The organism is Saccharothrix sp. CB00851 (genome assembly GCF_001905065.1).
GTDB lineage: Bacteria > Actinomycetota > Actinomycetes > Mycobacteriales > Pseudonocardiaceae > Actinosynnema.
In genome coordinates this window covers 40,909-53,436 of record NZ_LWLC01000005.1, presented here as the reverse complement: position 1 = coordinate 53,436, position 12,528 = coordinate 40,909, and the positions used below count along the sequence as shown (strand labels likewise).

At 70.8% G+C, this 12,528-nt stretch carries 13 protein-coding genes and 1 pseudogene; 8 read left to right on the top strand and 6 right to left on the bottom strand.

Going from position 1 to position 12,528, the window contains the following annotated elements:
• Positions 1 to 61 precede the first annotated feature (61 nt).
• On the top strand, positions 62 to 1,318 hold the full coding sequence (gene murA / locus A6A25_RS07485; protein ID WP_073887151.1) for a UDP-N-acetylglucosamine 1-carboxyvinyltransferase: 1,257 nt from the start codon (positions 62 to 64) through the stop codon (positions 1,316 to 1,318).
• 3 nt (positions 1,319 to 1,321) lie between these two features.
• Here murA and A6A25_RS07480 read toward each other — a convergent pair whose 3' ends face one another.
• On the bottom strand, positions 1,322 to 1,624 hold the full coding sequence (locus A6A25_RS07480) for a hypothetical protein (protein ID WP_073887150.1): 303 nt from the start codon (positions 1,622 to 1,624) through the stop codon (positions 1,322 to 1,324).
• 94 nt (positions 1,625 to 1,718) lie between these two features.
• Between A6A25_RS07480 and A6A25_RS07475 the strand changes: the two genes are divergently transcribed.
• Positions 1,719 to 3,710: a protein meaA gene (locus tag A6A25_RS07475; protein ID WP_073887149.1), complete on the top strand. Its 1,992-nt coding sequence runs from the start codon at positions 1,719 to 1,721 to the stop codon at positions 3,708 to 3,710.
• Here A6A25_RS07475 and A6A25_RS07470 read toward each other — a convergent pair.
• Positions 3,707 to 4,228 (bottom strand): cysteine hydrolase family protein, encoded by a 522-nt coding sequence (locus A6A25_RS07470; protein ID WP_073887148.1) that lies wholly within the window; start codon positions 4,226 to 4,228, stop codon positions 3,707 to 3,709. The genes A6A25_RS07475 and A6A25_RS07470 overlap by 4 nt on opposite strands.
• 72 nt (positions 4,229 to 4,300) lie before the next feature.
• Between A6A25_RS07470 and A6A25_RS07465 the strand changes: the two genes are divergently transcribed.
• Positions 4,301 to 5,266: a GlxA family transcriptional regulator gene (locus A6A25_RS07465; protein ID WP_073887147.1), complete on the top strand. Its 966-nt coding sequence runs from the start codon at positions 4,301 to 4,303 to the stop codon at positions 5,264 to 5,266.
• Here the strand turns inward: A6A25_RS07465 and A6A25_RS07460 are convergent.
• Complete coding sequence (locus A6A25_RS07460; protein ID WP_073887146.1) at positions 5,244 to 6,041, bottom strand: hypothetical protein; 798 nt, start codon at positions 6,039 to 6,041, stop codon at positions 5,244 to 5,246. The genes A6A25_RS07465 and A6A25_RS07460 overlap by 23 nt on opposite strands.
• 56 nt (positions 6,042 to 6,097) lie before the next feature.
• Here A6A25_RS07460 and A6A25_RS07455 point away from each other — a divergent pair, with 56 nt between their 5' ends.
• Positions 6,098 to 6,871: an enoyl-CoA hydratase-related protein gene (locus tag A6A25_RS07455; protein WP_073887145.1), complete on the top strand. Its 774-nt coding sequence runs from the start codon at positions 6,098 to 6,100 to the stop codon at positions 6,869 to 6,871.
• On the opposite strand, the gene A6A25_RS07450 is transcribed toward A6A25_RS07455, so the two are convergent.
• From A6A25_RS07450 to A6A25_RS07440, 3 genes are all read right to left on the bottom strand, one after another.
• Positions 6,868 to 7,218: a DoxX family protein gene (locus tag A6A25_RS07450; RefSeq protein WP_073887143.1), complete on the bottom strand. Its 351-nt coding sequence runs from the start codon at positions 7,216 to 7,218 to the stop codon at positions 6,868 to 6,870. The genes A6A25_RS07455 and A6A25_RS07450 overlap by 4 nt on opposite strands.
• A 67-nt stretch (positions 7,219 to 7,285) precedes the next feature.
• Positions 7,286 to 7,807, bottom strand: a complete 522-nt coding sequence (locus A6A25_RS07445; protein WP_073887141.1) for a GNAT family N-acetyltransferase — start codon at positions 7,805 to 7,807, stop codon at positions 7,286 to 7,288.
• Positions 7,804 to 8,340, bottom strand: a complete 537-nt coding sequence (locus A6A25_RS07440) for an NUDIX domain-containing protein (RefSeq protein WP_073887314.1) — start codon at positions 8,338 to 8,340, stop codon at positions 7,804 to 7,806. The genes A6A25_RS07445 and A6A25_RS07440 overlap by 4 nt, the downstream gene beginning before the upstream one ends.
• 112 nt (positions 8,341 to 8,452) lie before the next feature.
• Here A6A25_RS07440 and nucS point away from each other — a divergent pair, with 112 nt between their 5' ends.
• The 4 genes and pseudogenes from nucS (at position 8,453) to A6A25_RS07420 (ending at position 12,519) form a co-directional block, all read left to right on the top strand.
• Entirely contained in the window at positions 8,453 to 9,112 is a 660-nt protein-coding gene (gene nucS / locus A6A25_RS07435) for an endonuclease NucS (RefSeq protein WP_073887139.1), read from the top strand.
• Positions 9,113 to 9,554: 442 nt separating this feature from the next.
• Positions 9,555 to 9,911: pseudogene (locus tag A6A25_RS46765) on the top strand (hypothetical protein); the annotation flags it as partial.
• A gap of 422 nt (positions 9,912 to 10,333) precedes the next feature.
• A complete protein-coding gene (locus A6A25_RS07425) occupies positions 10,334 to 10,699 on the top strand; it encodes a hypothetical protein (protein WP_073887135.1) in 366 nt (121 codons plus the stop codon).
• Between the two features lie 134 nt (positions 10,700 to 10,833).
• A complete protein-coding gene (locus A6A25_RS07420; protein WP_073887133.1) occupies positions 10,834 to 12,519 on the top strand; it encodes a sodium:solute symporter family protein in 1,686 nt (561 codons plus the stop codon).
• Positions 12,520 to 12,528 lie beyond the last annotated feature (9 nt).

The following is a 12,528-nucleotide window of genomic DNA, read 5'->3' as shown; positions in this document are numbered from 1 at the left end:
CGGACGGGCTCGATTCAGACCGTACGTAGGATTGCCGCACAACGAGCAAGGAGTTCCTTACGTGAGTGAGCACTTCCGGGTTCAGGGCGGTGCGCGGCTCGTCGGCGAGGTCGCCGTCGTCGGCGCGAAGAACAGCGTGCTCAAGCTGATGGCGGCGGCACTGCTGGCCGAGGGCACTACCACCATCACCAACTGCCCGGAGATCCTGGACGTGCCGCTGATGGCGGACGTCCTGCGCAGCCTGGGCTGCGAGGTGGTGCTGGACGGCTCGGTCGTCACGATCACCACGCCGAAGGAGCTGAACCACCGCGCCGACTCCGAGGCGATGGGCAAGCTGCGCGCGTCCGTGTGCGTGCTCGGTCCGCTGGTGGGCCGGTGCAAGCGGGCCGTCGTCGCGCTGCCCGGTGGTGACGCGATCGGCAACCGGCCGCTGGACATGCACCAGAACGGGCTGCGCAAGCTCGGCGCGCACAGCGAGATCGAGCACGGCTGCGTGATCGCCGAGGCCGAGGGCCTGCACGGCGCCCAGATCTGGCTCGACTTCCCCAGCGTGGGCGCGACGGAGAACATCCTGATGGCGGCGGTGCTGGCCAACGGCACCACGGTCATCGACAACGCCGCCCGCGAGCCGGAGATCGTGGACATCTGCGTGATGCTCCAGCAGATGGGCGCGAAGATCGAGGGCGCGGGCACGTCCACGCTCACCGTGCACGGCGTGGAGTCGCTGCAGCCGACCGAGCACCGGGTGATCGGCGACCGGATCGTCGGCGCCACGTGGGCGTTCGCCGCGGCCATGACCCGCGGTGACATCACCGTGCGCGGCGTGGACCCGCACCACCTCGACCTGGTGCTGGAGAAGCTGCGGATGGCCGGTGCGGAGGTCAGCGTGCTGGAGGACGGGTTCCGCGTGGTGCAGACCGACCGGCCCCGGTCGGTGGACTTCGTGACGCTGCCCTACCCCGGTTTCGCCACCGACCTGCAGCCGTTCGCGATCGCGCTGTCGAGCGTGTCGGACGGTACGTCGATGATCACCGAGAACCTGTTCGAGGCGCGGTTCCGGTTCATCGAGGAGATGGTGCGGCTGGGTGCGGACGCGCGCACCGACGGCCACCACGCGGTGGTGCGCGGCGTGGAGCAGCTGTCCAGCGCGCCGGTGTGGGCGTCGGACATCCGGGCCGGTGCCGGGTTGGTGCTGGCCGGGTTGTGCGCGGACGGCGCGACCGAGGTGTACGAGATCTTCCACATCGAGCGCGGCTACCCGGGGTTCGTGGAGAACCTGCGCAAGCTCGGCGCGACGGTGGAGCGGGTCAGCGCCTGACGGTCAGGTGGTGCGCAGGAGGAGCTTGGCGTCCGGCGCGTCGGCGGGGAACACCATCAGCCGGTGCAGGCCGTCGCGCCGGACGACGGTGACCTTGATGCGTGCCGCCCGCAAGCGTTTGGCGAGCACGTCCGCGGCTTCGGGGGTGGGCACGGCGGTGACTTCGGTGAGCAGGCCGAAGTCGTCGCCGGTGTAGTCGGGCACGGCCCGTCGGTCGATGCCGAACGCCCAGAACAGCACGAGGGCCAGCACGCCGAAGACGATGACCAGCAGCAGGAACGTGGTGAGCGCGGTCACGCCGCCCATCCTCCCGCAGCTTCGATTCAGTGAGCAACGGCACGCGCGAGCCGTGTTACTGGTCAGTACGCTACCTCCAACGACGACGTAGGAGGTTGCCGCCGTGCCTTACCCGGCAGACCGAGAGCGCGACCGCCCCTGGGTGATGCGGACCTACGCCGGTCACTCCAGCGCCGCCGCCTCCAACGCGCTGTACCGCCGCAACCTGGCCAAGGGCCAGACGGGTCTTTCGGTCGCGTTCGACCTGCCCACGCAGACCGGCTACGACCCGGACGACGAGCTGGCCAGGGGTGAGGTCGGCAAGGTCGGCGTGCCGATCAGCCACATCGGCGACATGCGGCAGCTGTTCGACGGGATCCCGCTGGCCGAGGCGAACACGTCGATGACCATCAACGCGACGGCCATGTGGCTGCTCGCGCTGTACGTGAGCGTGGCCGAGGAGCAGGGTGCGGACCGCGCCACCCTCGCGGGCACCACGCAGAACGACATCATCAAGGAGTACCTGTCCCGCGGCACGTACGTGTTCCCGCCCGGACCCAGCCTGAGGCTGATCACCGACATGGTCGCGTGGACCGTGTCGAACGTGCCGAGGTGGAACCCGATCAACATCTGCTCGTACCACCTGCAGGAGGCGGGCGCGACGCCGGTGCAGGAGATCGCGTACTCGATGTCCACCGCGATCGCCGTGCTGGACTCGGTGTTCGACTCCGGCCAGGTGCCCGAGGAACGGCGGGGCGAGGTCGTCGCGCGCATGTCCTTCTTCGTCAACGCCGGTGTGCGGTTCGTCGAGGAGATGTGCAAGATGCGGGCGTTCGTCCGGCTGTGGGACGAGATCACCCGTGACCGGTACGGCATCGCGGACCCCAAGCACCGGCGGTTCCGGTACGGGGTGCAGGTGAACTCGCTCGGGCTGACCGAGGCGCAGCCGGAGAACAACGTGCAGCGGATCGTGCTGGAGATGCTGGCCGTGACGCTGTCGCGGGACGCGCGGGCGCGGGCGATCCAGCTGCCGGCGTGGAACGAGGCGCTGGGACTGCCCCGGCCGTGGGACCAGCAGTGGGCGCTGCGGATGCAGCAGGTGCTGGCCTACGAGACCGATCTGCTGGAGTACCAGGACATCTTCGACGGCTCGCACGTCGTCGCGGCCAAGGTGGACGAACTCGTCGAAGGCGCGCGGGCGGAGATCGACCGGGTGCAGGCGATGGGCGGCGCGGTCGCGGCGGTCGAGTCCGGGTACATGAAGTCGGCGCTGGTGTCGTCGTTGGCGGAACGGCGTCGGCGGGTCGAGTCCGGTGAGGACGTGGTGGTCGGCGTGAACAAGTTCGCCACCACCGAGCCGTCGCCGTTGCAGGCCGAGGGCGCGAACGCGATCGAGCAGATCGACCCGGTGGTGGAGGAGCGGGCGGTCGAGGCGATCAAGGCGTGGCGGGCCTCGCGGGACGACGCGCTGGTGAAGTCCACTGTGGATGACCTGCGGGCGGCGGCGAAGACCGGTGCCAACCTGGTCGAGGCGACGATCGCCTGTGCGCGGGCCGGTGTGACGACGGGTGAGTGGTCGCAGGCGTTGCGCGAGACGTTCGGCGAGTACCGCGCGCCGACCGGGGTCTCGGCGGCGTCGGCGTCCGGTGAGGCCGGTGCGGAGATCGGCCGCGTGCGCGAGCGGGTGCGGGCGACGGGCGAGGAGTTGGGGGAGCGGCTGCGGATCCTGGTCGGCAAGCCGGGGTTGGACGGGCACTCGAACGGCGCGGAGCAGGTGGCCGTGCGGGCGCGGGACGTCGGCTTCGAGGTCGTGTACCAGGGCATCCGGCTCACGCCCGCGCAGATCGTGGCTGCCGCCGTGCAGGAGGACGTGCACGTGGTGGGCCTGTCGATCCTGTCCGGCTCGCACCTGGAGGTCGTGCCCGCGGTGGTCGACGGCCTGCGCGCGGCGGGCGCGGGTGACGTGCCGGTCGTCGTCGGTGGGATCGTCCCGCCCGACGACGCCGACAAGCTGCGCGAACGCGGTGTGGCCCGGGTGTTCACGCCGAAGGACTACGAGCTGACGCAGATCATGGACGAGATCGTGACCGTGGTCCGCGAGGGGAACGGCCTCTAGAGCACGTCGTCGGTCGACACGATCTCGGCGAACCCGCCGCCGCGCAGGTTGGTGGCGGTGGCTCGGGAGAGCTGGTCGGCCGTCAGGTCCTCCAGGTCGAACGTGAACGTGGCGTCGAGCACGACCCGCACGCGGTAGCCGAGGTTGCCGCCGACGCGGGCGGTCGTCTCGACGCACATGTTCGTCTGCACGCCGGCGAGCACGACGTCCGTGATGCCGCGCGCCCTCAGCCACCCGTCCAGGTCGACCTCGCCGTGGAACGCGGAGTTGACGTTCTTCGCGAAGACGAGGTCGGGTTCGGCGCGGTCCAACTCGGGCTTGAACCGGTTGCCGTCCTGGCCGGGGCGCAGCGGCGAGCCGGGCGTGGTCGAGTCGTGGCGGACGAGCACCAGCGGGCCCGTCCAGGCGTCGAGGAGGCGGGCGATGTTGGCCTCCGCGTCGGGGTTGTTGCGCTTGCCCCAATAGGGGTCGTCGAAGCCGCGCTGCACGTCGATGAGGATCAAGGCGGTGTCGGTCATGGCACCGAGTCTGCGGTCGTCGATGAGGTCGGAGTGAGTGGCAGAACCGGCGCGTTGGGGTACTTTCCTGCCATGCGCACGGTGGGTGTCCTGGTGTTGCCGGGCAGTCGCATGTTCGACATCTCGATGGTGAGCGAGGTGTGGGGGGTGGACCGGCGGGACAGCGGGGTCGGGCCGTTCGCGCTGCGGCTGTGCGCTCCCGGGCGGGCGGCGACGTCCGTGCGGCCGGTGGGTGTCATCCCGGCGACGCACGGGCTGTCCGGCCTGCGCGACTGCGACCTGGTGGTGGTACCCGGTCGGGCGGATCCGCTGGCTCCGGTGCCCGAGGCGGCGGTGCGCGCGCTGCGGTCGTTCTCCGGGACGGTGGCGGCGTTGTGCTCGGGCGCGTTCACGCTGGCGGCGGCGGGGATGCTGGACGGGCGTGAGGCGACCACCCACTGGCGGCTGCTGGACGCGCTGGAGGCCGCCGCACCCCGGGTCCGCGTGGTGCGGGACGTGCTGTTCACCGATGGTGACGTTCTCACGTCGGCCGGTGTGGTCGGCGGGCTCGACCTGTGCCTGCACCTGGTGCGCCGGGCGCACGGCGCCGACGTGGCCGCCGCCCTGGCCCGCCGCCTGGTGATGCCACCGACCCGCGAAGGCGGCCAACGCCAGTACGTCGACCCGCCCTTGCCGCCACGTCCCGACCGCGCCGGTATCGCGTCCACAGTGGACTGGGCGGTGGGCCGCCTCGGTGAGCCCGTCGGTGTCGCCGAGATGGCCGCGCACGCCGGGATGAGCGAGCGCACCTTCCACCGCGCCTTCCTGGCGGCGACCGGCAACACCCCCGGGCGTTGGCTCCAGGTGCAACGGGTCCAGCTGGCCCAACGCCTGCTGGAGACCACGGACCTGCCGGTCCACCGGGTGGCCGAACGCGCGGGCCTGGGCACCGCACCCAACCTCCGCCGCCGGCTGCGCGCGGAAGTGGGCGTGACACCGGACGCCTACCGCCGCACGTTCCGCGTGCCCGACCTGGTCAGTGCGTTGTCACGGGGATGATGGTGCTGTCCTCCTCGAACACCACCACCCTGGCGCCCAACGGCTTGCTCAGCGTCACGGGGTAGTACTGGGACCGGTAGATCGCGGCACGCGCGCAGTTGCCGACGGTGCCGACCGTCCGCACGCCGATCACCACGGACGTCTCGGTCTCGGTCACGACGGGTTCCTTGGTGGAAGGCGGGTCACCCTGGCAGGGCGCGGGGGGCGCGCCCAGCTCCACTTCCAGCCGCACCCCGTCCGACGTCCGGGCGTGGTGGCTGCCGTTGATCTCCTCGCCCCGCTTCCAGAACGCGTCGGGCGTGACCGCGGGCCACGCGTACACGCTGCCGTACACGGACCGGAACCGCCACGCCGGCAGCTCCAGCCGGCCGCGGTCGGTGTTGAACTCCGCCGTGCCCAGCTCGGCGCTCACCAGCTCCAGCTCGCCGCCGGGCAGCCCGGCCACCGCGTCGCGCACGCTGATCAGCGGCAACGTCGCCGGGCCGTCGGGCAGCACCACCGACGCCGGGCCGGGCGTCGGCGGCTCCACGCCGGTGAACCGGTAGCCGGCGGCCAGCTTCTCCTCCTCCAGGCCCATCCACTCCACGGTCAGCAGCCTCGGCTGGAACAGCACGATCGGGCGGGGGACGGCGGTCACCGGGAAGTCCACGCCGGCGGGTGCGACCGCGGCCGGGAGGTCCGATCCGATCGCGAGGTCCGGTGACGTCGTCCGGTCGACACCTGCGCAGCCGGCAGCCACCAGGCCGAGGGCCACCGCTAACAGTGGGAGTCTCATGCACCCAGGACGGTGGTGGACCGGCAAGCGGTTGCACGGCCGGTTACCGTCGCAACATGGCCGAATACGAGCACATCCGCGTCGAACGCACGGCTGACCTCGTGCGGATCACCATGGACCGCGCCGCCCGGCGCAACTCGTTGTCCGCCGAGCACCTGGCGGAGCTGCTGACCGCGTTCCGCGAGGTGGCCGCGTCGGACGCGGTGGGCGTGGTGCTCGCGGGCGAGGGGCCGGTGTTCTCCGCCGGGCACGACTTCGCCGACGTTGCGGCCCGCGACCTGGAGGGCGTGCGCGACCTGCTCACGCTGTGCACGGACGTGATGCGCACGATCGAGTCCGTGCCGCAGGTCGTGATCGCGCGCGTGCACGGCCTGGCCACGGCGGCGGGCTGCCAGCTCGTGGCCTCGTGCGACCTGGCCGTGGCCGCCGAGGAGGCCGGGTTCGCCCTGCCCGGCGGCAAGGGCGGCTGGTTCTGCCACACCCCGGCGGTGCCCGTGGCCAGGGCGATCGGCCGCAAGCGGTTGATGGAGATGGCGTTGACCGGCGACACCGTGGACGCGCGCACCGCCGAGCAGTGGGGCCTGGTGAACCGGGTCGTGCCGCTCGCCGAGCTGGACGACGCCGTGGACGAGCTGATGCGCCGGGCCACCCGCGGCAGCCGGGCCAGCAAGGCGCTGGGCAAGCAGACGATCTACGCCCAGCTCGACCGGCCGGAGGCCGACGCCTACGCCATCGCGCTGGAGGTGATGGCGGCGGCGTCGCAGACGCCGGCGGCCAAGGAGGGCATGTCGTCGTTCCTGGAGAAGCGCCCGGCCGCCTGGACCGACTAACGCGCGAGCCCGAGCACGAGGGAAGCGGCGGCGAGGGCGAGGAACGCGCCGGGGAAGGCGATGTTGTGCCACACCCCGGCCCGCACGTGGGCGACGACCGCGCCCACGAAGAACGCCACCAGCCCGATCGCCGCCGCCACCCCGACGACGGGCACGCCGAGCAGGCCGAGCAGCAGCCCCACCGCGCCCGCGCCCTTCAACAGACCCAGCACGGGCAGCCAAGCCGGCGGCACGTGGACCTCGGCCGAGTTCGCCAGGACGAACTCGGCCTTCAGCAGGTCGGCGACGGCGATACCGGCGTTGGCCAGGATCGCGAGGACGGTGACGACGACGTGAGCGGTGGACATGAGCCCCTCCGTGAGCAGACAACCTGTCTGCCCACCCCGACGCGCGGGCGCCGCCGAAGGTGACCGGCTACCCCACCCGCTTGTAGAACAACGTCGTGGGCCGCAGCACGCCGCCCGGGTCGGCGGCGTAGTCCGGGATGACGCCGACCTCCGTCCACCCGGCCCGCCGGTAGAGCCGCTCGGCCGCCGACCCCGTCTGCGTGTCCAGCACGAGCAGCGTCGCGCCCCGCTCGGCGGCACCCCGCTCGGCCACGTCCAGCAGCGCACGCCCCAGCCCGGCACCACGCGCGTCGCGGTGCACGATCAGCTTGGTCACCTCGGCGCGGTGCGTGCCGTTGGCCGTGTCGGTGAACCGCACCTGCACGGTGCCCAGCACCCGCCCACCGTCGCGGGCCACCCACAGCGCCAGCACGCCGTCCGCCACCGCCGCGGCCCTGGCCCGCCACCACTCGCCCGCCCGCTCGCGCGACAGCGGCTCGACGAAGCCGACCGACGCGCCGCCCGCCACGGCGTCGACCAGCAGGTCGGCCAACCCGTCGGCGCACGCCGTCAGCTCGGCGGAGGTCAACTCCACGACCTCGGTGGTCACGGCTGCGCGTGCTCGTGCAGCAGGAGCAGGGTGTAGGCGGCGATCGACTGGGCGTCGGTGATGTCGCCGCGCGCGATCATCGCCTCGAACTCCGCGCGCGGAAACCACGCCGAGCGCATGTCCTGCTCCTCGTGCTCCCGCTCGTGGAACCCCTCGCGCAGCTCGGTGGCCAGGAACACCCGCCCGCGCTGGCTGGACATGCCCGGAGCCACGTCGAGCAGGCCCAGCTGCACCAGCTTGCCCGCCCGCAGCCCCGTCTCCTCCCGCAGCTCGCGCTCGGCCAGCACCAGCGGGTCCTCGTCCGCCCGTTCGGGCGCGGTGCCCTGCGGGAACTCCCAGCGTCGCATGCCGAGCGGGTAGCGGAACTGCTCGACCAGCCGCAGCCGCTCGCCGTCCATGGGGATCACCAGCGCGAAGTCCGGCTTGTCCACCACGCCGTAGATCCCGGTGGTCCCGTCCGCCCGCCCGATGGCGTCCTCCCGGACCACCATCCACTGGTTCGCGTACACCTCACGCGATCCGAGGGTTTCCACGATCACTCTCCCTGTGCCGAATGCCGGGCCAGTTCCGACCGGCGCCGCGGTGACACGTCGGCCGACGGTACCTGTCGGTGGATCGGGCCTCGCACCCCGTAGCCTGTCGGCCGTGCGCCTCGTCATCGCTCGCTGCCAGGTCGACTACGTCGGACGCCTCACCGCCCATCTGCCGATGGCCCAGCGGCTGCTGCTGATCAAGGCGGACGGCTCGGTGTCGATCCACTCCGACGACCGCGCGTACAAGCCGCTGAACTGGATGAGCCCGCCGTGCTGGCTGATCGAGGACCCGGACATGTGGGTCGTGCAGAACAAGGCCGGCGAGAAGCTGATCATCACCCTGGCAGAGGTGCTGCACGACTCCAAGCACGAGCTCGGCCCGGAGCCCGGCCTGGTCAAGGACGGCGTCGAAGCGGACCTGCAGAAGCTGCTGGCCGAGCACGTCATCACGCTCGGCGAGGGCTGGACCCTCGTCCGCCGCGAGTTCCCCACCCCGATCGGCCCGGTCGACCTGATGTGCCGCGACGCGTCGGGCGTCTCCGTGGCGGTCGAGATCAAGCGCCGCGGCGAGATCGACGGCGTCGAGCAGCTGACCCGCTACCTGGAACTGCTCAACCGCGACCCGCTGCTGGCACCGGTGAAGGGCGTGTTCGCCGCCCAGCAGATCAAACCGCAGGCCCGCACCCTCGCCGAGGACCGCGGCATCCGCTGCGTCGTGCTGGACTACGACGCGCTGCGCGGCATCGAGTCCGACGAGTTCCGCCTGTTCTGACCTCTCGAGTTGACCTTTCGTCGCATCCGGTTACGCTGATCGACGCATTCCCGGTGCGAAGTCCCGCGACGGTTGCCACTGCACGGCACAGCGGTACGTCTGGTCCTCGGGAGCCATCAACGTCACGTGCCTAAGGTACGGGAGACGGGTGCTTCGGCGTGCCTTCCGCCTCCTTCCCGCTCTCGGTCTCGGTCACGTAGGTGATGGTTCCGTCTCGACGAGAGGTTGAGCGTTGACCAGGCCGCCAGTCGATCCACATCCCTGTGACCACTGCGGGTCGGAAACCCGAAATCCGCGCTTCTGCAGCAACTCCTGTCACCTCAAGGGGACCCAGGAGGTGCGTTCGGCGCGCTTGCGCAAACCGCGTCCGCCTTGTCCTCAGTGTGGCATCGGCTCTGTTGTGCGAGGTGCGAAAACCTGTAGCCGGGCCTGCTCGGACGAAATGCGCCGACGCAAGCCTGATCCCTGTCGCCGCTGTGGATCGCAGGAGCGGTTCGGGCGTCGCAGGAACGGTCCCTACTGCACCTGGGAGTGTTTCAACGAGGACCGTTACGAACGGACCGGTTCGTTCGCCACATGGCTCGCTAAGTGGACATCCGGGTTGATCACCGGCACCGGCGAGGACGGACGGCCGGATCACCGGGTTCGTCAGGCCCTCGTCTTCCTGCGTGGTCAGCGGTGCGAGGAGTGCGGGTGGAACCAGGTGAACCCGGTCAGCGGTCGAGTTCCGCTGCACGTCGATCACATCACCGGGGACCGCAGCCGGAACCGGCCGGACGAGGTGCGTCTGCTCTGTCCGAACTGCCACTCTTTGACGCCCAACTACCAGCACCTCAACAACCCCGGTGTTGCGCCGATACGGTCACGGCCGAGCCGGAGGTACCGGGAGACATGGCTGAGCTCCGCACCGGAGGCGCGCCGAGTGGCGGTCGGGACCGGCACACGTTCGGAGGCCTCACCGACCAAGCTTTCCGGATGATCCCGCTGTTGGAGAGCGGTCGGGACGCCGGTTGGCCGTTCTAGTGCTCCGAAGGGCGCCGCTGGTCCGTGTTGTGCGGGCCGGCGGCGCCGCGGTCGACTCCGCAATTCCCGGGTGAGCGGTAAGCCGTTCGGGCGCGTGGCAGGTCGGATTTCGCGATATACGCTGACTTCCCCCGTCGACGGGCCTGGAGGCGCGTGGTGCGAAGACCTCGAAGACGAAGATCCGGTCCACTGGTCCCGTTGCTGTTCCTGGCGGTGGCGGGTTGCGCGCAGCAGGCGCCCGCGCCGCCGCCACCCGTGATCGCGGCGATGAGCTCCACCGCCGCACCCTCTCCCGCCGCGCACCTCGCGGCGCAGCCCGTCGCCGGTCAGGCCGGCGGCGAGGTCCGGCTCAGCGGCACCGGGTATCCCGCACACGGTCGGGTGGTGTTCACCTTCCACGGCCGGCGGGTCGGCGACACCACCGCGGACGCGGTCGGCCGGTTCGCCGAAGTCCCGGTGCGCGTGCCCGACTCGTTCGGCGATTCCGCACCCGGCACGCAGTTCACCATCGGCGCCACCTCCGGCCCCGTCTACGCCGAGACGCCGTTCGTCCTCACCCGCTGACGCGCCCACCTGAGGTTTAGCCCGGGGTAGTTCAAACCGGCGGAGCGCGCCGGGGTGCACTACCGTCGGCTTGATCGGCTGTGCGGTAGTGCGCGTTGGTGTTCGGGGTTGTTGGATCAGGGAGGTGGGCGGAGGTGCCCGTACTGGCCCAGGTGGATCTCCGGCTGGACGCCGGTCCGTTGGACTACGCCCTGCTGGCGGTCTACTTCGCGTTCGTCCTCGGCATCGGCTTCCTGGCTCGCAGATCGGTCTCGTCCAGCCTGGACTTCCTGCTCTCCGGCCGCTCGCTGCCCGCGTGGGTGACGGGTCTGGCGTTCATCTCCGCCAACCTCGGCGCGATCGAGCTGCTCGGCATGGCGGCCAACGGCGCGCAGTACGGCATGGCGACGGTGCACTACTACTGGATCGGCGCGATCCCGGCCATGGTGTTCCTCGGCCTGGTGATGATGCCGTTCTACTACGGCTCGAAGGTGCGCAGCGTCCCCGAGTTCCTGCGCCGCCGCTTCGGCAAGGGCGCGCACCTGGTCAACGCGATCAGCTTCGCCGTCGCCCAGGTGCTGATCGCGGGCGTGAACCTGTACGCGCTGGCGTTCCTGCTGAACCTGATGCTCGGCTGGCCGATCCCGCTGTCGGTGGTGATCGCGGCGGCGATCGTGCTCACGTACACGGCGCTGGGCGGGTTGTCGGCGGCCATCTACAACGAGGTGCTGCAGTTCTTCGTGATCGTCGCCGCGCTGCTGCCGCTGACGATCGTCGGCCTGCACAAGGTCGGCGGCTGGGACGGCCTGGTGGAGAAGGTCACCGGCGGTCCCGGCGGCGCCGAGCAGTTGTCGGCGTGGCCGGCGACCGAGCTGACCGGCATCCAGAACCCGGTGCTCAGCGTCATCGGCATCGTGTTCGGGCTCGGGTTCGTGCTGTCGTTCGGGTACTGGACGACGAACTTCGCCGAGGTGCAGCGCGCGTTGTCGGCCAAGAGCATGTCGGCCGCCCGGCGCACGCCGATCATCGGCGCGTACCCGAAGATGCTGATCCCGTTCGTGATCATCATCCCGGGCATCATCGCGGCGCTGGTCGTGCCGGAGATGGTCGCGCTCAAGGCCGGTGACGACAGCGGCGGCGTGGTCTACAACAACGCGCTGCCCGCGCTGATCGGCGAACTGCTGCCCAACGGCATGCTGGGCATCGCGATCACGGGTCTGCTGGCCTCGTTCATGGCGGGTGTGGCGGCGAACGTGTCGTCGTTCAACACGGTGTTCACGTACGACCTGTGGCAGGACTACGTGCGCAAGGACCGCCCGGACGAGTACTACCTGCGGGTCGGGCGGCTGGCCACGATCGGCGGCACGCTGGTCGCCATCGGGACGGCGTTCCTGGCGGCCGGCTACGGCAACATCATGGACTACATCCAGGCGCTGTTCTCGTTCTTCAACGCGCCGCTGTTCGCCACGTTCATCCTGGCCATGTTCTGGAAGCGGATGTCGGCGGCGGCGGGGTGGTCCGGTCTCGTGGCGGGCACGCTCGGCGCGGTGCTGGTGTTCGTGCTCGCCGAGACCGGGGTGCTGGACCTGCCCGGTCAGGGCGCGAGCTTCGTCGGCGCGGGCGTGGCGTTCGCGGTGGACATCGTGGTCAGCGTGGTGGTGACGGTGTTCACCCGGCCGGTGCCGCAGGAGCGGCTGGTCGGGCTGGTCTACAGCCTGACGCCCAAGGAGGACCGCAGGCACTCCACCACGGGTGACGACGCCGGGTGGTACCGGTCGCCGCTGCTGCTCGGCATCGGCGTGCTGGTGCTGACCGCCGTGCTCAACATCATCTTCGGCTGAGGGAGGTCG

Bases quoted from the DNA above. Each gene is read 5' to 3' on its own strand.
- A6A25_RS07480 (WP_073887150.1), bottom strand. From the start codon at position 1,624: ATGGGCGGCGTGACCGCGCTCACCACGTTCCTGCTGCTGGTCATCGTC.
- A6A25_RS07470 (WP_073887148.1), bottom strand. From the start codon at position 4,228: ATGACCGACACCGCCTTGATCCTCATCGACGTGCAGCGCGGCTTCGAC.
- A6A25_RS07465 (WP_073887147.1), top strand. From the start codon at position 4,301: ATGCGCACGGTGGGTGTCCTGGTGTTGCCGGGCAGTCGCATGTTCGAC.
- A6A25_RS07460 (WP_073887146.1), bottom strand. From the start codon at position 6,041: ATGAGACTCCCACTGTTAGCGGTGGCCCTCGGCCTGGTGGCTGCCGGC.
- A6A25_RS07455 (WP_073887145.1), top strand. From the start codon at position 6,098: ATGGCCGAATACGAGCACATCCGCGTCGAACGCACGGCTGACCTCGTG.
- A6A25_RS07450 (WP_073887143.1), bottom strand. From the start codon at position 7,218: ATGTCCACCGCTCACGTCGTCGTCACCGTCCTCGCGATCCTGGCCAAC.